Genomic DNA, 20,001 nt, shown 5'->3' on the forward strand with positions numbered 1-20,001 from the left:
CGTCCACCATGCCCATCGTCGCGTCGAACTGCGTCATGACCAGCGCCGCTGTGCTCGCGAAGCCGCACGCGAGAAGGATGAGCAGCGAGGGGACGAACTCAGTCGGATCGGGCACCCAGCCTCCCAATGTCCATGGCAGGACCATGGCGATGACGATGCCGGCGCTCGAGAGCCATTCGTTCACGAATAGAGCGCGTGAGGAGCCGGACCCGCCCCTCGCGAGGATACGACGTCCTGTTTCCACTGTCATCGCTACCAGGAGGATGCCGAGGACGATGAAGCTCAGCGCGCCCCAGAGCGGATCAAGCGACGCGAGCACGAGCGGAACAAGGAGCGGAATGGAGTAGGCGGTGAAGACCCAGCGGACCGACGAACGGAGATACCGGTCCGCAGCCTCCGACGCTGCGAGTCGGCGGTGCATCTCCGAGTCGATGTAGAAGAACACGCCCACGATGAACGTGCCGAGCATCGTTCCCGATACTCCGGCGAGCCCCAAGAGGAAGTCATCATCCGTACCTGACATCGTCTGCGTCCCTTCTTCCCTGGGCACCTGTGAAGCGGGCAATCCATGCGGTCGCAGGATTTCGTGCCAGATCGGCGAGGCTTCCTCGCTGCGTGATGCGCCCTGCCTCAAGGACGATCACCTCGTCAGCGAGCACCTCGACGTCTTCACGGTCATGTGTGACGAGGATCGTCGGACCGGCGAACTGGCGGAGACGCAGACCGAGGTCGGCACGCACTTCATCCCGGAACTCCACGTCCAGCGCCGCGAGCGGCTCGTCGAGGAGCAGTGCCTTCGGCTCGGATGCGAGGGCACGGGCTAGCGCTACACGCTGAGCTTGCCCGCCGGAGAGTGCACTGGGGTATCTCTCTGCCAGGTCCGCCATTCCGAAGCGAGACAGCCAGGGGTCTGCGCTGCGCCGGGCGGCGGACCAACGCCCACCGCGGACTTTGGCTGAGAAGGCGACGTTCTCGCGCACCGTGAGGTGAGGGAAGAGGAGCAGGTCTTGGAACATGACGCCGATCCTTCGCTGGTCAGCAGGAAGACCGGCCAGATCCTTGTCCCCCAGTCGAATCGTGCCGTGGGACTCGGTGAAGCCTGCGATCGCCGCGATGGCGCTGGACTTTCCGGCACCGTTCGGTCCGACGACGGCGAGCACACTTCCGGGATCCGCTTTCAGCTCCACGACTACGTCGAAGGCGGGGCGTGGGATACGTGCGGAGACGGTGAGCTCGAAGGTCATGCGGTGCCTGGCAGCCATCGGTCGCGGAGTGCGAGGAGCACACCCAGTGATACCGCGAGCAGGACGAGTGCGAGGGCGATCGCGGTGTCGGGGTCCGAGTTCATCGCGAGGTACGACGCGATCGGGAGTGTGCGCGTCACGCCGGGGAAGGAGCCGGCGAACGTGATAGTCGCGCCGAACTCGCCGAGCGCGCGGGCGAAGCACAGCACGGCGCCCGCGGCGATTCCAGGCGCGGTCAGCGGAACCGTCACGAGGCGGAAGATCTGCCACGGGCTGGCGCCCAGGGAGGCGGCGGCTAGTTCGCTGCGGCGGTCCGCTGATCGCAGCGCGCCTTCGACGGCGAAGACGAGGAAGGGCATCGCGACGAAGGTTTGCGCGAGCACAACGGCACCGGTGGTGAAAGGAATAGTGATGCCGACCTGCGTGAGCCATTGCCCGAGGATGCCTCGCCGTCCCAGCAGGAGAAGCAACGCAATGCCGCCGACAACGGGAGGCAGTACCAGCGGGATAGTGATCGCCGCCCGCAAGAGGCGGCGCGGCAGGACCTTCCAGTGAACGGAATGGCTCAGCAGGACGGCTAGCGGGATACCGAGGATGAGACTCAGGCCGGTAGATAACGTCGCTGTGAGTAACGAGAGCCCGAGCGCCTGCAGTACCTCTTGCCGAACGAAGAGTTCGCCCAGCTGGCCCCATGGTGCACGCAGGATGAGTCCGAGCAGCGGGAGAACGAGCAGCGCGAGACCGATCACCCCGAGGGCGAGGATGACCGGCTGCCGGCGTTCACGGGGCCGCGAAGCCTGCATGCTCGAAGACCTGACGTGCCTCATCGGAGCGGAGGTAGTCGATGAACGCCTGTCCTGCGTCGGGGTTCGGTGCCTCGGCAAGAAGGGCGACCGGATAGTTGTTGATCACCTGCTGCGCCTCAGGCACATCGATGCCTTCCACCGCGCTCCCTGCTGCGACGACGTCGGTCACGTAGACCAGTGCGGCGTCGGCCTCACCCAGAGAGACTTTCGTCAGTGCGGCACGCACGTCCTCCTCAAGTGTGTCCGGTTGGGCCTGAACACCAGCAAGGTCGAGCAGGGACTGCGCTGCGGCTCCACACGGCACCGCGGTGTCGCACAATGCGATTGTCAGCTCAGGCCGTGCGAAGTCGGCGAGACCGGTGATCCCTGCAGGGTTCCCGGCGGGAACCGCGATCTGCAGCGTGTTCGTGACGAGCACTTCCGGATCGGCGGCCAGGCCTGCGTCGACAACAGACTGCATCGTCGCCTCATTCGCTGAGAAGAACACGTCCACCGGGGCACCGGAGACGATCTGCTCGGCGAGCGCCGACGATCCGCCATAGCTGGCGACCACGTCGACATCTGCGTTCGCGTCCTCGAACCTCTCGGCGAGGACGTCGATCACGTCGGTCAAGGAGGCTGCGGCCAACACTGTCACCGTTCCGGAGGTCATGTCGTCCTTGCTTGCCCCGACATCCGATTCGTCGCTTCCCGTGCCGGGCGATGAGCATCCAGCGAGCAGAAGGAGCGCTGCGGCTGCCGCAAGGAGGGAGGGGGCACGCACGACAGGAACTCCTCTGAAAGACGGTCGGTCAGGCGAACGAAGTTGCCGACCTGTCTCAAGCCTCCCGTAGCCGAGGTCGTGAGAATGGCCTGCGACTGCTGGGCTTTGTCTGCTCTCTGCTGTCTCGCCGCTTCCGACCTCACCCGCTGGGACCGGCTCCCTAGCCTGAAGGCATGCCGGTCAATCCGCTCTCTCCGACCTTTCAGAGGCAGCGCGTCCTCACGGGCTTCGGCGTTCCCGCTCAGGAGCGTCTTTCGAGAGCGCATGTGCTCGTGATCGGCGCGGGTGGGCTGGCCAGCACCCTGTTGCCGGTCCTTGCTGCCGCAGGCGTCGGCAGCCTCACGATCGTCGATGACGACACTGTCGCCGAATCGAACCTGCACCGGCAGACGATGCACACGCCCGGCGACATCGGTCGCAGCAAAGCGGTCTCAGCCACCATAAGGCTCGCGTCGCTCGCTCCTGATGCTGAGCTCCGCGCCGTCGAGGGGCGTTTCGACGCCGTGACAGCCGAGGGTCTGCTGCACGGTGTGGACGTGCTCGTCGATGCCAGCGACAACCCGGCAACAGTGATGCTGGCAGACCGTGTTGCTGCCGAACGCGGCATTCCGCTCGTGTGGGGGTCAGCACTGGGGTACGCCGGCCAAGCAGGCGTGGCATGGGATGCCAGAGGCACCGACTACCGCGACTTGTTCCCGCATGGTCCGGACTCCAGTGCGGACACCTGCGACATGATCGGCGTGCTGCCGAGCGTATGCGCCGTCATCGGGGCGTTCATGGCGACCGAGGCACTCAAGCTCCTCACCGGCATCGGAGAGCCGTTGATCGGCCGGGTCGCCGCGTACGACGCACGCACCGGCCGCACCCGCGAGATCGCCTACCGGCGCGACGAGTCCGCCCGTGCCGCAGCGCAGAACATCGAGACCACTCCGCTGTCATCCGACGATCAGAACGCCGTCTCGCCCGAGGAACTGCGCGACCTGCTCACAGCTTCCTTCCCGCCGCTGCTGATCGACGTACGCGAACCGTGGGAGGCCGACATCGCAGCGATCCCGGGAAACGTGCTGATCCCCTTGACCGAACTCCCTCGCCGGGCACCAGAACTCGACACCGGTCACCCCATCGTGCTGTACTGCCACCGCGGCACACGCTCACGCCAAGCGCTCGATCAGCTCCTCCAACTCGGATTCTCCGATGTGCGGCACCTCACCGGAGGCATCGATGCCTGGGCTGTCCGCATCGACCCCACGGCGAGCAGGTACTGACATGCCCCGCACATCGGTCGCTGAGCACACGGCCCGAGTCCGCACCCTCCTGAACGCCGTGAGCCAGCGCCCCGTCGAGCAGGTCGCCCTGTCTGACGCGCTAGATCGGGTGCTTGCCCACCCCATACGGACTCCGATAGATCTGCCCCCGTTCCGGAACTCACAGATGGACGGCTTCGCCGTCCGTACGGTTGACCTCGCGCGGACGCCAAGCAGTCTGCCGCTGCGCGGTGCGATCCCCGCTGCTCCTGGCACACCTGGGCCGCTTCGCCCTGGCCATACCGTCCGGGTCATGACCGGTGCGCCGATCCCCGACGACGCCGATGCGGTCGTCCCTGTCGAACACGCCACCGTCCAGGGAACGACAGTGACGTTCACGCGGAAGCCGGACGTCGGAGAGTTCGTGCGTGAAGCCGGCTCTGACCTCGCGGTCGGTGAGCCTCTGTTGTCTGATGGATTCCGGCTCGCTCCTCGCCACCTGGCGGCGCTCGCAGCTGCGGGAGTGGCGTCCGTCCCCGTTCGCTCACAGGTACGTGTCGCAGTGATCTCGACCGGAAGCGAGCTGGCCGCTCCCGGTGAGCTTCTGGCTCCCGGCCAGATCTACGACGCCAACGGCCCCGCACTCGCCGCAGCGGTACGAACCGCCGACGCCCTCTTGGTCGATGAGCATCGTGTCGTCGATGACACGGCCGCGTTCGCGCGCGCTCTCGACGCGTCGTGTGCGGCGGGAGCCGAGATCTTGCTCACCAGCGGGGGCATCTCGGCAGGCAACTACGAAGTCGTGAGGGAGCTTCTGGAGCCGCTCGGGGCGCACGTCGATACTCTCGCGATGCAGCCGGGCGGCCCCCAAGCCACTGCCATCTACAAAGGCGTTCCCATGGTGTGCTTCCCAGGCAATCCCGTGTCCGCCCAGCTGTCGTTCATGCTCTTCATCGAGCCGGTCCTCCGTGAGGCAGCAGGACTGCACGCGCGACAGCCCGAGCCGCGGACCCTGGCCGAGCCCCTCACCTCTGTCGCCGGGAAACGGCAGTTCCGCCGTGGTGTGGGGTTGCCTGGAGGCCGGGTGGCACCGGTTGGCGGCCCTTCCTCGCACCTTGTCGCCGCCATGGCGGCATCCGACATGCTCATCGATGTCCCGATCGATGCCGTCACCCTCGACATCGGGACACGCGTGGAGACCTGGAATCTATGAACGAACTGCCGCACCTCGACGATCACGGCCGATCGCGGATGATCGACATCGGCGGGAAGGCGATCACTCGGCGCACGGCGATCGCGACCGGCCGCCTCGACACGACACCGGCGGTGCTGGAACTGCTCGCCGCCAACCAGCTGCGCAAAGCAGACGCGCTCCCGACAGCGCGGGTCGCGGGCATCCAGGGCGCCAAGCGCACCAGCGAACTTGTACCCCTCGCGCACACATTGCCCCTGGAGTCCGTCACCGTGGACTTCGAGCTCAGCACCTCATCGGTGGAGATCCGGGCCACGGTCGCAGCGACGGCGAAGACTGGGGCCGAGATGGAAGCCCTCACCGCCGTCGCCATCGCCGGTCTCGCTCTGCACGACATGATCAAGTCCGTCGATCCGGCCGCCGTGCTCGGAGACATCCACCTCATCGAGAAGACCGGAGGAAAGCGCGGGCACTGGGTTGCAGGCGCATCCGTGCCCGCAGACCACGGACAGGCGGTCGTGATCGTCTCCTCAACGAGCACCGCGGCCGGTACGCGCGAGGATCTCACCGGTCCGGCAATCGCAGGCTGGCTTCGCGACCACGGGTATCAGCCAGACGAGCCCGTCGTTGTCGCTGACGCGGATATCTATCAGGCGCTCACGGATGCTCTCACCAGCGAGCCGGTATTGATCGTCACGACCGGCGGCACCGGGGTGCATCCCGAGGACCGCACCCCCGAGGCGACGAGCGCTGTGATCGAGAGAGCACTTCCCGGCATCGCCGAGGCCATCCGTGCAGCGGGCCGCGCGGCGACGCCGACAGCCTCGCTCAGCAGGGCGCTTGCAGGGATCGCCGGACGCACGATCGTCATCAACCTGCCTGGATCGCCACGCGGCGTGGAAGACGGCCTCATCGCACTGGAGCCGCTCTTGCCACACCTGCACGACCAGCTGGCCGGCGGCGGACATGCCTGACCCGATCGGTTTCGTCACCGCTGCTCCGCTGGACAAGACGCAGCTGGAAACACGGATACGCAGTAGGAAGAACGGGGCGGTGGTCACCTTCGAAGGCATCGTGCGCGACCATGATCACGGAGAGGACGTCGGCTCTCTCGACTACGAGGCGCACCCCGACGCGGAACGAATCCTCATCGACGTGTGCACGAGGATCGCTCAAACCACGGACTGCGATGTCGTCGCCGCTCACCGCATCGGTCACCTCGAGATCGGCGACGTCGCACTGGTCACGGTCGTCGCCGCCCCGCACCGGGCAGAGGCGTTCGCCGTCTGCGGGAACCTCGTCGACGCGATCAAGGCAGAGGTTCCGATCTGGAAGCACCAGCACTTCACCGACGGCAGATCGGAGTGGGTGGGGTTGTAGATACACCGCACGACCTAGCGAACCCGCCGGGTGAACGATGGTGCAATCACCGAGGAAAGAGGCGCCAGATGACTGGCATTGAGACTGAAGCACACAACTTTCATGGCAACCGACTTCCCCCGTCAGAAGCCGCCCGCGTCGCACCCACCGATGCGGCCGCTCGGACCGTTCTTGCGAGCCTCTGATGTCGTTGCTGCGTGGTGGTGATGCGTTCCCCGCCCTCGAGCTGGTCGAGGTGGGAGGCACACGCCGAACGATCCCGGCCGTATTCGCCGGGCAGTACGGCGTGGTTCTCTTCTCTCGCGGGGCAGGCTGCCGGCCTTGCGTGGAGCAGCTGCGTGCGTTCCAGCGCGGCCTACGACGCTTGTCCGCCGCGGGTATCGCTGTCGTCGCGGTGACTGCGGACGAGGAGCCGATAACCGCGGAGCTCGTGGCGCGCTATGGGCTGACTTTTCCGATCGGACACAGCACCGATGTGGGGCAGATCGCGGCCGCGACCGGAGCGTTCGTCACCGTGGACCCGCCGCAGTTGCAGACGACCGGATTCGTGCTGGATCCCGATGGGACGGTCGTGATCAGCGTGTACTCCTGCGGAACGTTGGGACAACTCGTTCCCGACGATGTCCTCGAACTCATCCGGGAGTTGCCTCAGCATGCGGATGCGAATCGGAAGCGGGCAGACCGATGAAAACCATCGATGCCATCTCGAGAGCGCGGATGCAGACCGCTGCGAGAGCAGTCGGCAAGGATGTGCGCAACCAGAACAGGATGCAGACACATCCTCTCTTGATCGTTCCGCCGGAGAAGCGACGTTGACCTCGTCTCCGAACGCCTCAGGTGCCACTGGGACAGCCGTCTGGGAGGAGCTCGCTCAGGAGGTCCTCAGCAGAAACCCACGCGGCCGGATACTCGTCGCCATCGACGGCGTGGACGCTGCAGCCCGCATGCACTTCGCCGACGCCCTGGCGGCAGCGCTGCGTGCAGTGGGACGTCACGCGACTCGTCTCAGCGCGGCCCCGTTCACGGACGATGACGCCGTCCGAACCATACTGCGCATGTTCCGCCACAACGGACCTGAGAGCGAGCTCGCTGCCGCGCCTGAGGACAGGATGCTGATTGTCGACGGTTGGTCACTGCTGCGCTCTAGCCTGCGCTCGGCGTGGCACTTCACCGTCTTCCTCGACGGCGGTGAGCCGGCGCACCCAGACACCCATGAACGGCATCTCCGCTACATGCGCGAGGACATTCCACGCGAATCATCCGATGCCGTGTACGAGGTGAGCGACAGCATGCATCCCCAACGCTTGTACTTCGATTCCTGCTGAGACAAGGATCTGGGCAGCACCGCGGTCGTCTCACGTAAGAGGATGGCAGCGCAGGAGACGAATGCAGTTCACGACACGTGGACCCCCGCGGTGGATCGGACCTCAGCCGCTTGTGGTTTGGCTCAGCCGCCGGAGAACGGGGGCAGCACGTCCACCTGCGCGGAGACCGGTCGCGCGGGATCGCGTGAGGCGATGCCGTCGACGAGGAATGTCCCCTTTGCGATCACCGGCTCGAGTGCCGGGTGAGCTGTGAGGAGCGCGTCCTTCGCCTCTCCGAGGGTCGTCGCCTCGACGTGCTCTTCTTCGCAGCCAGCCGCTTCAGCGGCGGCTGCGAAGTATCGGACGAGTATGCGTGACATCGTCAGCCTCCGATCGCTCCCATGGAACGGGCCGGTCGACGAAAGCTCTTCTCTTCCATCCCGTGCCCAGCCTGTTTGTCCCACATCGTCGCCCGCCAGGCGTCGGCGATAGCGGCATCGTCTGCTCCACTTCGCAGCATCGTGCGCAGGTCTGTCTCGTCGTCTCCGAACAGACAGGAACGTACCGAGCCTTCGGCTGTCAGCCTGGTTCGGTCGCACGCGTCGCAGAAGCTGCGTGTGACGGACCCGATGATGCCGACGGTGGCCGGGCCTCCGTCGACGAGCCACTCCTCTGCGGGAGCGGACGGGTCTTCACGCCCGGCCGGGGTCAGCCGGTATCGGCGTCCGAGCACAGACAGAAGTTCTTCGGCGGAGACGAGGTGGTCTCTGCGCCATGTCTGATCTGCATCCAGCGGCATCTGTTCGATGAACCGCAACCGCACGCCGTTGGCAAGCGCCCACGCCAGCAGGTCGGGCGCATCCGCGAGGGTCTCGCGCAGCGCCACCGCGTTGATCTTGATCGGGCTGAGCCCTGCGTGCTGTGCCGCCTCGATCCCCCTGAGCACGGCAGGCAGGCGATCGCGTCGGGTGACAGCGGCGAAATGCTCGCGGTCGATCGTGTCCAGCGACACGTTGATCCGCGTCAGTCCAGCCTCCACAAGCTGCGGCGCCTTGCGGTCGAGGCCGATCCCATTGGTCGTCATCGACACCGGCAGGCCGGGCACGGCTGTCGTCGTCTGGCGCACGATCTCGACCAGATCAGGTCGCGTAAGCGGCTCGCCGCCGGTAAAGCGCACCTCACGGACTCCGAGATCGTGGACGGCTATGGTGACCAGACGCGCGATCTCTTCCGGAGTCAGCAACTCCCCGCGAGGGACGATGGGCAGGCCTTCCGCCGGCATGCAGTATGTGCAACGCAGTGAGCAGGCGCTTGTGATCGATACGCGCAGGTCTCGCGCGATGCGCCCGAACCTGTCCACGAGAAACGGTGTCTCGGGTCGGCCGACCGTCGAGCGCGCGCGATGGCGAACGGTCGGCATGCCGAGCGCAACAGGGCACATGGTCACAGACTTCTTCTCGATGCTTGCGGGGGGGGCGAGGTCGCCCGGTGGGGCGTCCTGTTCCACAGTGTGGTCGGCACAGTGGCCCGTTTTCACGCCGGGGACTCATCACCTGCAGTCATGGGCAAGTTCCGCGCAGGACCAGGCGATCAGCGAGAGAGCTCCCGCAATATCGTCGGTGGTGTACAGCCAGAGAAGACGGAAGGGGCGATGTATGTCGTTCACTACTCGCGGATTCGCGGGACGCCGGCGTGGACCCGATGATCAGCTCCCTCCGGGACAGACGCTGTTCGACAACTGGCCGGTGCTCACCGCCGGTCCCACCCCCTATGTCGATACCGAGACGTGGGATTTCGCCATCCTCGATGAAACCGGTACCGAGCATCACTGGAACTGGGAGCAGTTCCTGGCGCTCGGTGCCGAGGACATCACGGTCGACATCCACTGCGTCACGCACTGGTCCAAGCTCGACATGGCCTGGCGCGGGGTGAGCCTGGACAAGCTGTTCGAGAACGTCGAGACATCCCATGACTACGTCATGGCGCACTCCTACGGCGGCTACACCACGAATGTGCCGCTTGAGGATCTCCTGGATGGCAAGGCCTGGATCGCGACCGAGGCCGAAGGCGCACCGCTCGACGCAGAACACGGCGGGCCGGCACGTCTCCTGATCCCGCATCTGTACTTCTGGAAGAGCGCGAAGTGGGTCCGGGCATTGACGATGATGCCGACGAACGACCCTGGGTTCTGGGAGCAGAGCGGCTATCACATCTACGGTGATCCGTGGAAGGAAGAACGCTACTGGTGATGGAGCAGACCCGGCTCGCTCCGCTTCGCCCCCGCGTGAGGCCGTCGTGGTTCGTCGCCACGGTTTCGGAGGTGCGTCCAGAGACGCCGACTGCGGTTCGGCTGGTGCTCGATGTCCCGGGGTGGCCGGGGAGCGAGGCGGGCAGCCATCTCGATCTGCGACTGACCGCTCCGGACGGCTACCAGGCGACACGTTCGTATTCGATCGCATCCTCCGAGACGGGCGGAACGATCGTCCTTGCGGTCGATGAGCTGCCCGATGGCGAGGTGTCTCCGTTCCTCGTCCGTGAACTGCGCGTCGGTGACCAGCTCGAGGTCCACGGACCGCTGGGATCGTTCTTCCTCTGGCGCCCGGGACAGAGCCAGCGCCCCGTGCAGCTCATCGCCGGCGGGTCAGGTGTCGTGCCCCTCTACGCGATGGCGGCGTCTCATGCGGCCGCATCCGATCCCGTTCCGTTCCGGCTGCTGTACTCGGTGCGCACCCCGGAGGACGTCTACTTCCACCAGGAGTTCCTCGAGCTGTCGGACGGGTCGTTCGCGATCGACCTCGTGTACACGCGACGAGCGCCAGCTGGGTGGCAAGATCCGGTCGGACGGCTCACAGAGTCGACTATCGCGGCGCGGACGCTCCCTCCGGAAGACCGCCCACGCATTTTCGTGTGCGGTTCGACAGGCTTCGTCGAAGCCGTCGCGCCGTGGCTCGTGAAGCTCGGCCATGCGCCGCAAGACATCCTCACCGAACGATTCGGAGGCCTATGATGACCAGCCACCTCGACGGGAACATCCTCGCCGGGACTCTCGCGGATTTTCTCGTGCCCGATGCAACGATGATCGAAGGACGGTGCGGAGGCTGCGGGCGCGTCGCGCCCCTTGGCGAGGCAATCGTGTATCCGGACGCCCCGGGGCTGGTCGTACGCTGCAAGACGTGCAGCCACGTGCTGGCGACGATCATCGACGCCGGTGAACGCCTCTTCCTCAGCTTCGCGGGGATGACCGCGTTCGCGATGAGGCGGGATCAGGCTGAGGAGTCGGTCTCAGTCGCGTAGGCCCTGAGCTGTGCGATAGCCATGTCGAGAGCGGCACGCATCGGATAAACATCTCGACTCGCCTTCGCCAGAAGATAACCTCCCTGCAGTGCCGATAGCAGCCCAATGGCAAGCGCTCGCGAGTCCGCATCGCTGCGCAACACGCTGCGTGTCTTCAGCCTCTCCACGGCATCGATCAGCATCTCCAGCCAATCATCGAAGTGGGCAGCGATCGCCCGGCGGGCATCCTCATTGTGGTCTGCGATCTCGTTCGCCAGAGACCCGAGCGGGCACCCGTACGCGCCGTCGCGTAGCGCGTTGCGTTCGACGAGTTCATCCCGCCACAGCTCGAACCCGCGTAGGGATTCCACGCGTCGAAGGCGCCGGCGCTGCTGCGTCAGGACGTCCTCCGCCCGGGTCTCGATGACTTCCTTCACGAGTGCGTCCTTGTCGGCGAAGTGCTGATAAACCTGAGACTTCGATGTCGCGCTGGCGGCTCGGACGTCGGCGAGGGTCGTCGCCGCAACGCCTCGCTCATACATCAACTGGTTCGCTGCGTCGACGATACGCGCCCTCGTTGCCGCCCCTTTCGGCGTCAACCGGCGCGCACTCGTTCCGTCGGCAGTCACGCCTCCAGGGTAGTCTCCTCCGTCCGCAGGACTCGAAGTCGTCCGTCACGCGATGCCGGCCCGGCCGGCCCAGTGAAGTCCAGCGGAGCGGGACGCTCGCATCTCACACCTTCACAATAATGGACCTCGGAGTCCTTATCCAAGTCGATCCGAAACACCTATGGCGATCCAAGCGTCCTGCTTTTCAGACCTGCGACACCTCTCGTCAATCGACGTCCCGCTCATACTTTGGTCTGGCGAGTCCTTTTCTGTCGTCGTAGGCTAGTGGTCATGATGTGCGGGAAGCCACGCGGCTCACGGATCTTCCGTGTGCGCGAGAAAGTCCGAGCCGAGGGCTCGGTGCGGCTGCCCACGCGCGCCCGTCGAGAACGTTGCGCGCTCCGCAGGAGAGGGGCGTTCGGTGGACCTGCCGGTCAAGCTCGGTGACGCGCAAGAGTTTCTGATGCTCGTTCCCTCGCCTCTTGCGGAGCGGGTGGCTGAGGACGAGCGCCTGGTCGTGGCGGCCTATCGGTTTCGTAGGGGCCTGGGCATCCGGGCTCGACGGGCGTTGGCCTCGCGTATCGAGCATGAGGTGACCGCCGCGCTGCACATCGTTCGGCCCGGAACGGTGGTGGTGGCGTTCGACGGTGCCGGCACGATGTCTCGGGCCCGAGTACACAGGTTGGCGACGGGCGTAGTCGGTGAGGTGAGCAGGAGCGCCACCAATCTCGTCGGCGCGGACACGACCGTGATTGGAGTCGTGGTGATGTCGCCGACCGAGCGAGATCTCGCCGCCGCGTGCGTGCGGCATGTCGCGGAGCAGCCACCGCACCGGGGCGACGGGCTCGTCTTTCACGCCAGCGACCTCCGCCGGGCGAACATCTATGAGCTGATCGAGGAAGCAGCCCTGTGACGACGGTCAGCTCTCCCCGTGGTCGCAGCGAGGACTACCTGTTAGTCATCTACCAGCGTCGGAACGCCTCGGTCCTGTCGCTGCAGGGGCGGGACACCGAGCTGACCCCCGGGAGCATCGTCGTTGTCCCCCGCTCGACGGTGGAGAGCGCGATGCCCACCGAGGATGCCGATCGCATGATTGTCGAGGTGCCGTTGGGTGTGGTGGGGTTGACGGCGGATCAGGTCGCTGAGGTCTCGGGTGTGGACCTGCAGGAGCGGACCTCGCTGGCGGCGCTGCTGCGGTCCGTGCTCGGGGGCGTGATGGACTCCAAACTCAGCCTTCGCGACGAGGTGGACGTGTTCGCGCCCGTCGCCGACCTGCTGAAAGTCACCCTGCTCAGCGCCCTCACTCCCGACCGCGCCACGACCCGGTATCCGCTGGCCGAGCAGATCGTCACCTACGTGCTCGACAACCTCACCGACCCCGGTCTCGGAGCCGCCCGGATCGCGAAGGACCTGCACGTGTCCGAGCGTCTGCTCTACGCAGAGATGTCCCGCGCGGACATCAGGCTCGCGCAGCTGATCCAGTCCCAGCGCCTGCGTCGCGTCCGCGACGCCCTGACCGCACCGGCCACCATCGACGTCCCCATCGGCATCCTCGCCCAACAGCACGGATTCGTCTCCGCCAGCCACTTCAGCCGCATCTTCCGCGAAGAATTCGGCACCACACCCCGCCAATGGCGCAACAACACCACACCACCGGGACCGTGAGGTCACCGCTCGCGCGTCAAGCCTTCGTTGCGACCTTCCCGCGCGATCAGGTCACGGGACGCGCTGTCGTCGGCACGGACCTGATGGGCGGTCTCAAGCACTTCGTCGATGTCGCTGTCGGGGATGACGACGGCTCCCGATGAGTCGCAGAAGATGTACTGGCCCGGATAGATGCCCACTCCTTCGATGACGACGGGAATATTTGCCTGAAACGGCGTGACCACTGCTCCACCCCAGGCGACGGCCTCTCCCGAGCACCATGCGGCGAACGGTTCCGCGGCCAGTTCGTCGAAGTCGCGAAGGCGTCCGTCAGTTAGGACGCCGGCGAGGCCGACGTTGGTCGCACGGGAGAGCTTCGTTCCACCGGCGAGAGACGTCGAGCTGTGGCCGTTGCTGGCCATCACGAGGACCGTGTTGCCGGGATTGGCTGGTGATCCGTCGACGGCCTGGTGGAACAGCCGTCCGAAGGTGTATTCCTCCGGGTCAAGTATGGCGTGGCAGGTCGGGAAGAAGGAGATCGTCGCGACGCGCCCGAACAGGATGCGTTCGGGTGCCGGGCTGACGAGCCCGGTGATATGGGCGCGGTGACGGTGCTTCCGGCCGAGCGCATCGGTCAGGTCTGCGCATGTGAGGACTGCGGCTGACGCTGCGCGACGTCGCTCCACCGCGTTGTCTTCATCTTCGTTCACGGTCGTTCCGCATCATTCCTCCGTCACTGATGACGCGGGGGCGTGCCACCGGCTCAGCGGTGGCACGCCCCCACGTGGACATGGTCAGACGGAAGCCTCGGTCGCCTGGATGCGGCGGGGCAGGACCCAGCCGGCACGAGGGTAGTGGCAGTTGTAGCCGTTCGGATACCGCTGGAGGTAGTCCTGGTGCTCAGGCTCGGCCTCCCAGAACGGGCCGGCGGGCTCGATCGTGGTGACAGCCGATCCTGGCCACAGACCGGAGGCATCGACGTCGGCGATCGTCTCCTTGGCGACCTGCTCCTGCTCGGGGGTGAGCGGGAAGATCGCCGACCGGTAGCTGGTGCCGATGTCGTTGCCCTGACGGTTCAGGGTCGACGGGTCGTGGATCTGGAAGAAGAACGCCAGGATGTCCCGGTACGTCGTCTTCGATGGGTCGAAGACGATCTCCACGGCCTCGGCGTGGCCGGGGTGGTTGCGGTAGGTGGCGTGATCGTTCTGCCCGCCGGTGTATCCGGCGCGGGTGCTGATCACGCCCGGCTGCTTGCGGATGAGCTCGTCCACGCCCCAGAAGCAGCCGCCGGCCAGGACGGCCGTCTCGGTGCCGGGTGTGCGGGTGACCTCTCCGGTGTCGTGAATTCCACTGGTCATGATGCGTGCTCCTTCGTGGTCGTGGTGGTGGTCTCGAACAGTGAGCGGAACTCTCCATACCCCTCGGCCTCCAGGTCGGAGACGGGGATGAACCGCAGCGCGGCGGAGTTCATGCAGTAGCGCAGGCCGCCGGCGTTCGCGGGGCCGTCGTCGAAGACGTGCCCGAGGTGGCTGTCCGCCCCGGTAGAGCGGACCTCGGTGCGGGGCATCCAGAGGGATCGGTCCGTCTTCGTGTGAACGGCGTCAGCGACGACCGGCTTGGTGAAGCTGGGCCATCCGGTTCCGCTGTCGTACTTGTCGGTGGATGAGAACAGCGGCTGTCCGGAGACGACGTCCACGTACAGGCCGTCCTCGTGGTTGTCCCAGTACTCGTTGCGGAAGGCCGGCTCGGTGCCGTCCTTCTGGGTGACGCGGTACTGCTGGTCGTTGAGGCGGCTCAGGGCCTCAGAAGTCTTGCTGTAGTCGTGCGACACGATGTCCTCCTTGTTCGGCGCCGCTGGCTGCGGCGTCACTGTTGATAACGCCGGGGTGACGCGGTTTGGTCCCGTGAGCCTGGGAGTGGGCTGTGACTTCAAGAATCCTCCTGTTGTTGTTCCGGGCTATGAGGTATGGCCTTCGGTGAAGCCCCATGTCGTACCTGACTGGCTGTCGTTGAGCACGATCCCGGCGGCGTCGAGTTCGTCACGGATACGGTCTGCAGTGCGGAAGTCTCCGGCCGCACGTGCCTGGGCTCGCTGGTCGAGCGCCTGTGCGATCAGGGCCTCCAGTGCGCGCTCGGCGCGCGGGGGTGTGGCCGTTGATTCGTCCCACGGGCTGTCGCGCGGGTTGATGCCGAGGACGTCAGTCATGGCGAGCACCGCATCCAGCGTGTCGGCACCGGTCCGCGCGTCGTGCTGGGCGAGGGCGGTGTTGCCCCGCCTGACTTCGTCATGGAGGACCGCGAGTGCCATGGGGATGTTGAGGTCGTCATCCAAGGCGTTTCGGAATGCGACCGGCAGCATGTCCGCGTCCGCCGCGCGCCTCGAGTGGTTGGCGCTCCGGGTGATGAAGTCTTCGATCCTGCGCATCGCCGCCGCGGCGGATCGCAGGGCGGAGTCGGTCAGTTCCAGGTTCGACCGATAGTGGGCCGATCCGAGGTAGTAGCGCAGGTCGAGAGGACGCATGTGCTGCAGTAGCTCGTCGAGGGGTGTCGCGTTGCCGAGGGATTTGCTGATCTTGTCGCCGCCGGACGTGACCCAGCCGTTGTGCATCCAGTAGCGCGCGAATCCGTATCCGGCGGCACGGGACTGCGCCTGTTCGTTCTCATGATGAGGAAAGCGCAGGTCGAGCCCGCCACCGTGGATGTCGAAGCTCTCTCCCAGGTAGCGGAGAATCATTGTCGAACAGCTCAGATGCCATCCGGGGCGTCCCGGCCCGTAAGGCGAAGCCCATGCCGCAGGAGCAACGATCTCCTCGCTGGCCCCCGCGTCCGGGGGAGCCGACTTCCAGAGCGCGAAGTCGCGAGGGTCACGTTTCTCTGTTGCCTGATCGGTATGTTCGTCTCCGCGGAGAGTGCCGTGCTCCTGTGAGGTCAAAGACCCGTAGCCGGGCCATGATGAGACGTCGAAGTAGACGTCCCCCGCTTCCCCTCCCGCTCGGTACGCGTGGCCCCGGGCGATCAGCCGGTCGATGAAGGTAAGCATCTCGGCGGTGTGCCCTGTCGCGCGCGGCTCGATCGTCGGCGGCAAGATACCGATCTTGCGATAAGCGTCGGCGAACGCCCTCTCATGACGAGCCGCCCACGCCCACCATGGAACGCCCGCCGTCTGGCTCGCGGCAAGAATCTTGTCGTCCAGGTCGGTGATGTTTCGCACCAGGGTCACGTCGAGCTCGTGGCCGATCTGGAGCCATCGTCGCAGCTGGTCGAAGACCACTGCGGATCGGAGATGACCGACGTGCGGCGGAGCCTGAACAGTCGGACCGCACAGATAGATGCCGACGTGGCCCGGTCGCAGGGGCGCGAACGTGCGTAGCGATGACGTTCCACTATCGAAGAGCCGTAACGTCATCGATCAGCCCATCTCACGGGTGCGCTGCTCTCGGAGCGCACGGAGGTGGACGGCGGCCCAGGAGCGGAAGGGGCGCCAGCGTTCCGCGACCTCCTCGAGCACCGAGTCGGGCCCGTACTGGTAGGAGATCTCGGCGTAGAGGCGGCGTTCCGCGCGCGGAAGGATGTCCTGGGCGTTGGCGCCGCGGATAAGGATGAGGTCCGTGGCGAACGGGCCGATGCCTGTCACCGTGAGCAGGTCGCGGCGAGCCGATTCTTCGGGCATCGTTCGGAGCCGAGGACCGTTGAGCAGCCCGGTGAGTGCGGCCTCTGCGACAGCTCGGAGATACTCTGGCTTCCGACCGGGTAGGTCTAGTTCTTCGGCGTCGATGGCGCGGATGAGCGCATCGGGCGCGGGAAACACCCCGTCGTTGCCGTGCGCGACGATAAGGTCGCGGCGGAGTCGGGCAGCGACCGGGACGCGGGTGCGCTGCGACAAGACGCACCAGGCTGCGGCTTCGTACGGGGAATGGAAGCCGCACGGGCGATATCCGGGGAGCGCCCTTTGGGCGGTGGCGACGATCGGGTCGCGATCGCCGACGGCCGGCCATTCCCGCGCGTCCACATCGAGAGAGAGGAAGCGCCGCACCTGCTCGGCGGCTGCGGTCAGATCGCCCGGGCCGGACAGACCGATCTGGGCGCTCTCCCCGCTCTGGGTGACGTGGGCGGATACGGACGTCCAGTCGTGCTCGCTCACAAAGCGTGCGGAGAGGACGTCCGGGTCGCCGCCGGACTCGATCGCGGTAGGGGTGAACTCTTCCCAGAACCGCTTGCTGGTGCGCAACGACCACGGCCCGAGCACTGGGACCGAGAGGGTGTGCTGCGCCATGGTGGTGTTAGGCGCGGGCGTGGATGGTGACGACGTAGCCGTCGGGGTCTCGGAACGAGAACTGCAGGCCGAACGGCCCCTCGACCGGTTCCTGCACGATCGCCACTCCCGCGTCGACGAGTCGTGCGTGCACGCGTTCCGCGTCATCGTTGTGGAACCAGACGCCGATGCCGGCGCCGAGCTGAGGGATCGCGTCGAGATCCACGCCCGGGAACGGGTCGCGGACGGCGAACGCGGTTCCTTCTGCGGAGAAGACGGTCGCTGCCGGGTTCGAGTCTGGGAGCCGTGTGAGTCCGACGAGCTTGTCGTAGAACTCCGCGGAGACGGCGCGGTCCCGCACCTGGAAAGAGATGAAGTCCGGGCCGGTGGTTGTTGCTGCCATGAGCAAGCTCCTGTTCTGTTCAATAACGCCAGTGTCAATATCCTGACACTCAGTGGAGTGTGTGTCAAACTATTGACATGGATGCATTGGACCGGAGCCCGGAGTCGTTGGGGGTGTTGATCAAGGAGACGCAGTCGCTCCTGAACCAGCGAATGGACGATCGGCTTCGCCCGCTCGCGCTGAGTGTGCCGCAGTACGCGTGCTTGACCGCCTTGCAGGACACGCCAGGTATCACGAGCTCCGAGCTCGCCCGACGCGCGTTCGTGTCCCGTCAGTCGATGAACGTGCTGCTCCAGGGACTGGAGAAGCGGGGGCTGGTGACCCGCTCGAGTGATCCTGGACCCCGGCGAGAACGGAGCGTGGTGCTGAACGACGCCGCAGAGCTCCTCCTCGAACGCGCGCATGAGGAAGTGTCCTCGGTTGTTCAACGCATGACGATGGAGGTCGAGCTGGTGGAGCGCGCCCGTCTTTACGAGCTTCTGGCCCGTTGCCGAGACGCCCTGCTCATTCCTTGACAGCATTGTCAGGCCCGGGGAGCTGGTACCGGCCGACGGCTGTGTAGGAGCCGCGGCGGAAGCGCAGACCAGTGATCCGCTCATCTTCGACGAGCCAGCGCAGTTCGTAGCACGCTCGGTAGTCCGGCGGCCAGAAGGAGCAGAACTGCCCCTCTGCATCCACGTACCACTCCCCCAACGTGGGTCTTCCGTTCTCGACATACACGGTCTTGCCGTTCTCGGCGAATGCCTGCGTCGCCCCGTCCTCGTACAGGATCGATGCGGCCGTCAGCGCGCGAGGGATATCCGATGCTCGAACTTCCTCCGCGTCAACGACGGCGAGATCAGACAGCGGCTCGTTCATCCGTACGTCTCCTCTGGTCTGATCTGCTGCGGGAGATCCAGTCGACTCTCGTCCTGGATCTCATCGGGGCGAGGTGTGGTGTTGTTGCGCCATTGGCGGGGTGTGGTGCCGAATTCTTCGCGGAAGATGCGGCTGAAGTGGCTGGCGGAGACGAACCCGTGCTGTTGGGCGAGGATGCCGATGGGGACGTCGATGGTGGCCGGTGCGGTCAGGGCGTCGCGGACGCGACGCAGGCGCTGGGACTGGATCAGCTGCGCGAGCCTGATGTCCGCGCGGGACATCTCTGCGTAGAGCAGACGCTCGGACACGTGCAGGTCCTTCGCGATCCGGGCGGCTCCGAGACCGGGGTCGGTGAGGTTGTCGAGCACGTAGGTGACGATCTGCTCGGCCAGCGGATACCGGGTCGTGGCGCGGTCGGGAGTGAGGGCGCTGAGCAGGGTGACTTTCAGCAGGTCGGCGACGGGCGCGAACACGTCCACCTCGTCGCGAAGGCTGAGTTCGGAGTCCATCACGCCCCCGAGCACGGACCGCAGCAGCGCCGCCAGCGAGGTCCGCTCCTGCAGGTCCACACCCGAGACCTCAGCGACCTGATCCGCCGTCAACCCCACCACACCCAACGGCAGTCGGAAGAAGTCCCCGATGACTCCTTCGTCGAAGGCGTGGACGTAGGGGCTCGTGCTCGGGTAAACGACGATGCTGCCCGGGGTCATCACGGTCTGGTCATCGCCACGGCGCAGCATCGACCGGTTGCCGCGCTGGAAGACCACGAACAATGACTCGTCGTCGTCCGACATGATCATCCGCTGGGGACGCATAGCGAGGGCAGCCAGCGAGGGCACCGTCTTGACGGACAACGCTCTCAGCTGCCCGATGTCTTGGTAGGACACGTTCACATGCGCCTCGCGGCCCTGCGGGTCGAGAGTCAGGTCCGTCTGGACGAGGTTCTCGCAGAGCATCGTGCGGATCGTCTCCACGCGGTCACGTGGATCGATGCTGCGCGAGTCCCATGTCTGCTGCATCATTACAGCCT

Annotated in this window: 26 protein-coding genes; 12 read left to right on the forward strand and 14 right to left on the reverse strand. The window is 65.9% G+C overall.

The features are described 5' to 3' along the window. Positions 1-506: 506 nt before the first annotated feature. From M3147_RS14570 to modA, 3 genes are read right to left on the reverse strand one after another with little or no spacing between them, the layout of a single operon-like run. The gene (locus M3147_RS14570; RefSeq protein WP_020622153.1) at positions 507-1,244 is read right to left on the reverse strand and encodes an ABC transporter ATP-binding protein; all 738 of its coding nucleotides are present in this window, start codon (positions 1,242-1,244) and stop codon (positions 507-509) included. Continuing rightward, positions 1,241-2,047, reverse strand: a complete 807-nt coding sequence (locus M3147_RS14575; protein WP_020622152.1) for an ABC transporter permease — start codon at positions 2,045-2,047, stop codon at positions 1,241-1,243. The genes M3147_RS14570 and M3147_RS14575 overlap by 4 nt, the downstream gene beginning before the upstream one ends. Then, entirely contained in the window at positions 2,025-2,702 is a 678-nt protein-coding gene (gene modA / locus M3147_RS14580) for a molybdate ABC transporter substrate-binding protein (protein WP_020622151.1), read from the reverse strand. The genes M3147_RS14575 and modA overlap by 23 nt, the downstream gene beginning before the upstream one ends. 284 nt (positions 2,703-2,986) lie before the next feature. Here modA and M3147_RS14585 point away from each other — a divergent pair, with 284 nt between their 5' ends. The 6 genes from M3147_RS14585 to M3147_RS14610 all read left to right on the forward strand — a co-directional run bounded on the left by M3147_RS14585 (position 2,987) and on the right by M3147_RS14610 (position 7,954). Continuing rightward, the gene (locus tag M3147_RS14585; protein ID WP_070709080.1) at positions 2,987-4,078 is read left to right on the forward strand and encodes a ThiF family adenylyltransferase; all 1,092 of its coding nucleotides are present in this window, start codon (positions 2,987-2,989) and stop codon (positions 4,076-4,078) included. A 1-nt stretch (position 4,079) separates the two neighbouring features. After that, the gene (locus M3147_RS14590) at positions 4,080-5,270 is read left to right on the forward strand and encodes a molybdopterin molybdotransferase MoeA (protein ID WP_043282517.1); all 1,191 of its coding nucleotides are present in this window, start codon (positions 4,080-4,082) and stop codon (positions 5,268-5,270) included. Beyond that, complete coding sequence (gene moaCB / locus M3147_RS14595; protein WP_043282516.1) at positions 5,267-6,223, forward strand: bifunctional molybdenum cofactor biosynthesis protein MoaC/MoaB; 957 nt, start codon at positions 5,267-5,269, stop codon at positions 6,221-6,223. The genes M3147_RS14590 and moaCB overlap by 4 nt, the downstream gene beginning before the upstream one ends. After that, positions 6,216-6,629 (forward strand): molybdenum cofactor biosynthesis protein MoaE, encoded by a 414-nt coding sequence (locus M3147_RS14600; protein WP_020628091.1) that lies wholly within the window; start codon positions 6,216-6,218, stop codon positions 6,627-6,629. Before moaCB ends, M3147_RS14600 begins: the two co-directional genes overlap by 8 nt. 184 nt (positions 6,630-6,813) lie before the next feature. Next, a complete protein-coding gene (locus tag M3147_RS14605) occupies positions 6,814-7,317 on the forward strand; it encodes a redoxin domain-containing protein (RefSeq protein WP_020624684.1) in 504 nt (167 codons plus the stop codon). A gap of 256 nt (positions 7,318-7,573) precedes the next feature. Then, entirely contained in the window at positions 7,574-7,954 is a 381-nt protein-coding gene (locus M3147_RS14610) for a hypothetical protein (protein ID WP_070709081.1), read from the forward strand. 122 nt (positions 7,955-8,076) lie between these two features. Here M3147_RS14610 and M3147_RS14615 read toward each other — a convergent pair whose 3' ends face one another. Together M3147_RS14615 and moaA are read right to left on the reverse strand one after the other, a co-directional pair. Next, positions 8,077-8,313, reverse strand: coding sequence for a MoaD/ThiS family protein (locus M3147_RS14615; RefSeq protein ID WP_020625377.1), 237 nt, complete (start codon positions 8,311-8,313; stop codon positions 8,077-8,079). A 2-nt stretch (positions 8,314-8,315) separates the two neighbouring features. Continuing rightward, positions 8,316-9,374 carry a GTP 3',8-cyclase MoaA gene (gene moaA / locus M3147_RS14620; RefSeq protein WP_043279905.1) on the reverse strand — a complete coding sequence of 353 codons (1,059 nt, stop codon included), beginning with the start codon at positions 9,372-9,374 and terminating at the stop codon, positions 8,316-8,318. A gap of 214 nt (positions 9,375-9,588) precedes the next feature. Between moaA and M3147_RS14625 the strand changes: the two genes are divergently transcribed. The 3 genes from M3147_RS14625 to M3147_RS14635 are packed head-to-tail and all read left to right on the forward strand — an operon-like array spanning position 9,589 to position 11,227. After that, positions 9,589-10,182 carry a molybdopterin-dependent oxidoreductase gene (locus tag M3147_RS14625; protein ID WP_067115756.1) on the forward strand — a complete coding sequence of 198 codons (594 nt, stop codon included), beginning with the start codon at positions 9,589-9,591 and terminating at the stop codon, positions 10,180-10,182. Beyond that, positions 10,182-10,940 (forward strand): ferredoxin reductase, encoded by a 759-nt coding sequence (locus tag M3147_RS14630; RefSeq protein ID WP_043279907.1) that lies wholly within the window; start codon positions 10,182-10,184, stop codon positions 10,938-10,940. Before M3147_RS14625 ends, M3147_RS14630 begins: the two co-directional genes overlap by 1 nt. Continuing rightward, positions 10,940-11,227 (forward strand): DUF6510 family protein, encoded by a 288-nt coding sequence (locus M3147_RS14635; protein WP_043279909.1) that lies wholly within the window; start codon positions 10,940-10,942, stop codon positions 11,225-11,227. Before M3147_RS14630 ends, M3147_RS14635 begins: the two co-directional genes overlap by 1 nt. On the opposite strand, the gene M3147_RS14640 is transcribed toward M3147_RS14635, so the two are convergent. Then, positions 11,197-11,835, reverse strand: coding sequence for a TetR/AcrR family transcriptional regulator (locus tag M3147_RS14640; RefSeq protein WP_043279902.1), 639 nt, complete (start codon positions 11,833-11,835; stop codon positions 11,197-11,199). The genes M3147_RS14635 and M3147_RS14640 overlap by 31 nt on opposite strands. Positions 11,836-12,235: 400 nt before the next feature. Here M3147_RS14640 and M3147_RS14645 point away from each other — a divergent pair, with 400 nt between their 5' ends. Further along, complete coding sequence (locus M3147_RS14645) at positions 12,236-12,727, forward strand: hypothetical protein (RefSeq protein WP_251204186.1); 492 nt, start codon at positions 12,236-12,238, stop codon at positions 12,725-12,727. Beyond that, on the forward strand, positions 12,724-13,479 hold the full coding sequence (locus tag M3147_RS19565; RefSeq protein ID WP_175987530.1) for a helix-turn-helix domain-containing protein: 756 nt from the start codon (positions 12,724-12,726) through the stop codon (positions 13,477-13,479). Before M3147_RS14645 ends, M3147_RS19565 begins: the two co-directional genes overlap by 4 nt. Positions 13,480-13,481: 2 nt before the next feature. Here M3147_RS19565 and M3147_RS14655 read toward each other — a convergent pair whose 3' ends face one another. From M3147_RS14655 to M3147_RS14680, 6 genes are all read right to left on the reverse strand, one after another. Next, a complete protein-coding gene (locus tag M3147_RS14655; protein WP_240739669.1) occupies positions 13,482-14,168 on the reverse strand; it encodes an RraA family protein in 687 nt (228 codons plus the stop codon). An 84-nt stretch (positions 14,169-14,252) separates the two neighbouring features. Continuing rightward, positions 14,253-14,816 carry a peptide-methionine (S)-S-oxide reductase MsrA gene (gene msrA, locus M3147_RS14660; protein ID WP_020625394.1) on the reverse strand — a complete coding sequence of 188 codons (564 nt, stop codon included), beginning with the start codon at positions 14,814-14,816 and terminating at the stop codon, positions 14,253-14,255. Next, complete coding sequence (msrB, locus tag M3147_RS14665; protein WP_020625393.1) at positions 14,813-15,289, reverse strand: peptide-methionine (R)-S-oxide reductase MsrB; 477 nt, start codon at positions 15,287-15,289, stop codon at positions 14,813-14,815. Before msrB ends, msrA begins: the two co-directional genes overlap by 4 nt. 126 nt (positions 15,290-15,415) lie before the next feature. Continuing rightward, the gene (gene cysS, locus M3147_RS14670; RefSeq protein WP_070708717.1) at positions 15,416-16,864 is read right to left on the reverse strand and encodes a cysteine--tRNA ligase; all 1,449 of its coding nucleotides are present in this window, start codon (positions 16,862-16,864) and stop codon (positions 15,416-15,418) included. Between the two features lie 3 nt (positions 16,865-16,867). After that, complete coding sequence (locus M3147_RS14675; protein WP_070708718.1) at positions 16,868-17,731, reverse strand: DNA-3-methyladenine glycosylase family protein; 864 nt, start codon at positions 17,729-17,731, stop codon at positions 16,868-16,870. A gap of 7 nt (positions 17,732-17,738) precedes the next feature. Beyond that, positions 17,739-18,113: a VOC family protein gene (locus tag M3147_RS14680; protein WP_251204187.1), complete on the reverse strand. Its 375-nt coding sequence runs from the start codon at positions 18,111-18,113 to the stop codon at positions 17,739-17,741. Between the two features lie 77 nt (positions 18,114-18,190). Between M3147_RS14680 and M3147_RS14685 the strand changes: the two genes are divergently transcribed. Next, positions 18,191-18,628, forward strand: a complete 438-nt coding sequence (locus M3147_RS14685) for a MarR family winged helix-turn-helix transcriptional regulator (protein ID WP_020621643.1) — start codon at positions 18,191-18,193, stop codon at positions 18,626-18,628. Here the strand turns inward: M3147_RS14685 and M3147_RS14690 are convergent. Both M3147_RS14690 and M3147_RS14695 read right to left on the reverse strand, forming a co-directional pair. Beyond that, positions 18,618-18,971 (reverse strand): hypothetical protein, encoded by a 354-nt coding sequence (locus M3147_RS14690; RefSeq protein ID WP_070708719.1) that lies wholly within the window; start codon positions 18,969-18,971, stop codon positions 18,618-18,620. The two genes, M3147_RS14685 and M3147_RS14690, sit on opposite strands and share 11 nt — an antisense overlap. Continuing rightward, complete coding sequence (locus M3147_RS14695; RefSeq protein ID WP_101966225.1) at positions 18,968-19,993, reverse strand: helix-turn-helix domain-containing protein; 1,026 nt, start codon at positions 19,991-19,993, stop codon at positions 18,968-18,970. Before M3147_RS14695 ends, M3147_RS14690 begins: the two co-directional genes overlap by 4 nt. Positions 19,994-20,001: the final 8 nt, after the last annotated feature.

The sequence above is a fragment of the Agromyces mediolanus genome (genome assembly GCF_023715325.1).
Lineage (GTDB): Bacteria > Actinomycetota > Actinomycetes > Actinomycetales > Microbacteriaceae > Agromyces > Agromyces mediolanus_A.

Bases quoted from the DNA above. Each gene is read 5' to 3' on its own strand.
- M3147_RS14575 (WP_020622152.1), bottom strand. From the start codon at position 2,047: ATGCAGGCTTCGCGGCCCCGTGAACGCCGGCAGCCGGTCATCCTCGCC.
- M3147_RS14625 (WP_067115756.1), top strand. From the start codon at position 9,589: ATGTCGTTCACTACTCGCGGATTCGCGGGACGCCGGCGTGGACCCGAT.
- M3147_RS14635 (WP_043279909.1), top strand. From the start codon at position 10,940: ATGACCAGCCACCTCGACGGGAACATCCTCGCCGGGACTCTCGCGGAT.
- cysS (WP_070708717.1), bottom strand. From the start codon at position 16,864: ATGACGTTACGGCTCTTCGATAGTGGAACGTCATCGCTACGCACGTTC.
- M3147_RS14695 (WP_101966225.1), bottom strand. From the start codon at position 19,993: ATGATGCAGCAGACATGGGACTCGCGCAGCATCGATCCACGTGACCGC.
- M3147_RS14600 (WP_020628091.1), top strand. From the start codon at position 6,216: ATGCCTGACCCGATCGGTTTCGTCACCGCTGCTCCGCTGGACAAGACG.
- M3147_RS14610 (WP_070709081.1), top strand. From the start codon at position 7,574: ATGCACTTCGCCGACGCCCTGGCGGCAGCGCTGCGTGCAGTGGGACGT.
- M3147_RS14570 (WP_020622153.1), bottom strand. From the start codon at position 1,244: ATGACCTTCGAGCTCACCGTCTCCGCACGTATCCCACGCCCCGCCTTC.
- M3147_RS14630 (WP_043279907.1), top strand. From the start codon at position 10,182: ATGGAGCAGACCCGGCTCGCTCCGCTTCGCCCCCGCGTGAGGCCGTCG.
- M3147_RS14685 (WP_020621643.1), top strand. From the start codon at position 18,191: ATGGATGCATTGGACCGGAGCCCGGAGTCGTTGGGGGTGTTGATCAAG.
- modA (WP_020622151.1), bottom strand. From the start codon at position 2,702: ATGACCTCCGGAACGGTGACAGTGTTGGCCGCAGCCTCCTTGACCGAC.
- M3147_RS14590 (WP_043282517.1), top strand. From the start codon at position 4,080: ATGCCCCGCACATCGGTCGCTGAGCACACGGCCCGAGTCCGCACCCTC.
- M3147_RS14615 (WP_020625377.1), bottom strand. From the start codon at position 8,313: ATGTCACGCATACTCGTCCGATACTTCGCAGCCGCCGCTGAAGCGGCT.
- M3147_RS14675 (WP_070708718.1), bottom strand. From the start codon at position 17,731: ATGGCGCAGCACACCCTCTCGGTCCCAGTGCTCGGGCCGTGGTCGTTG.
- moaCB (WP_043282516.1), top strand. From the start codon at position 5,267: ATGAACGAACTGCCGCACCTCGACGATCACGGCCGATCGCGGATGATC.
- M3147_RS14585 (WP_070709080.1), top strand. From the start codon at position 2,987: ATGCCGGTCAATCCGCTCTCTCCGACCTTTCAGAGGCAGCGCGTCCTC.
- M3147_RS14680 (WP_251204187.1), bottom strand. From the start codon at position 18,113: ATGGCAGCAACAACCACCGGCCCGGACTTCATCTCTTTCCAGGTGCGG.
- msrA (WP_020625394.1), bottom strand. From the start codon at position 14,816: ATGACCAGTGGAATTCACGACACCGGAGAGGTCACCCGCACACCCGGC.
- M3147_RS14605 (WP_020624684.1), top strand. From the start codon at position 6,814: ATGTCGTTGCTGCGTGGTGGTGATGCGTTCCCCGCCCTCGAGCTGGTC.
- moaA (WP_043279905.1), bottom strand. From the start codon at position 9,374: ATGTGCCCTGTTGCGCTCGGCATGCCGACCGTTCGCCATCGCGCGCGC.
- M3147_RS14690 (WP_070708719.1), bottom strand. From the start codon at position 18,971: ATGAACGAGCCGCTGTCTGATCTCGCCGTCGTTGACGCGGAGGAAGTT.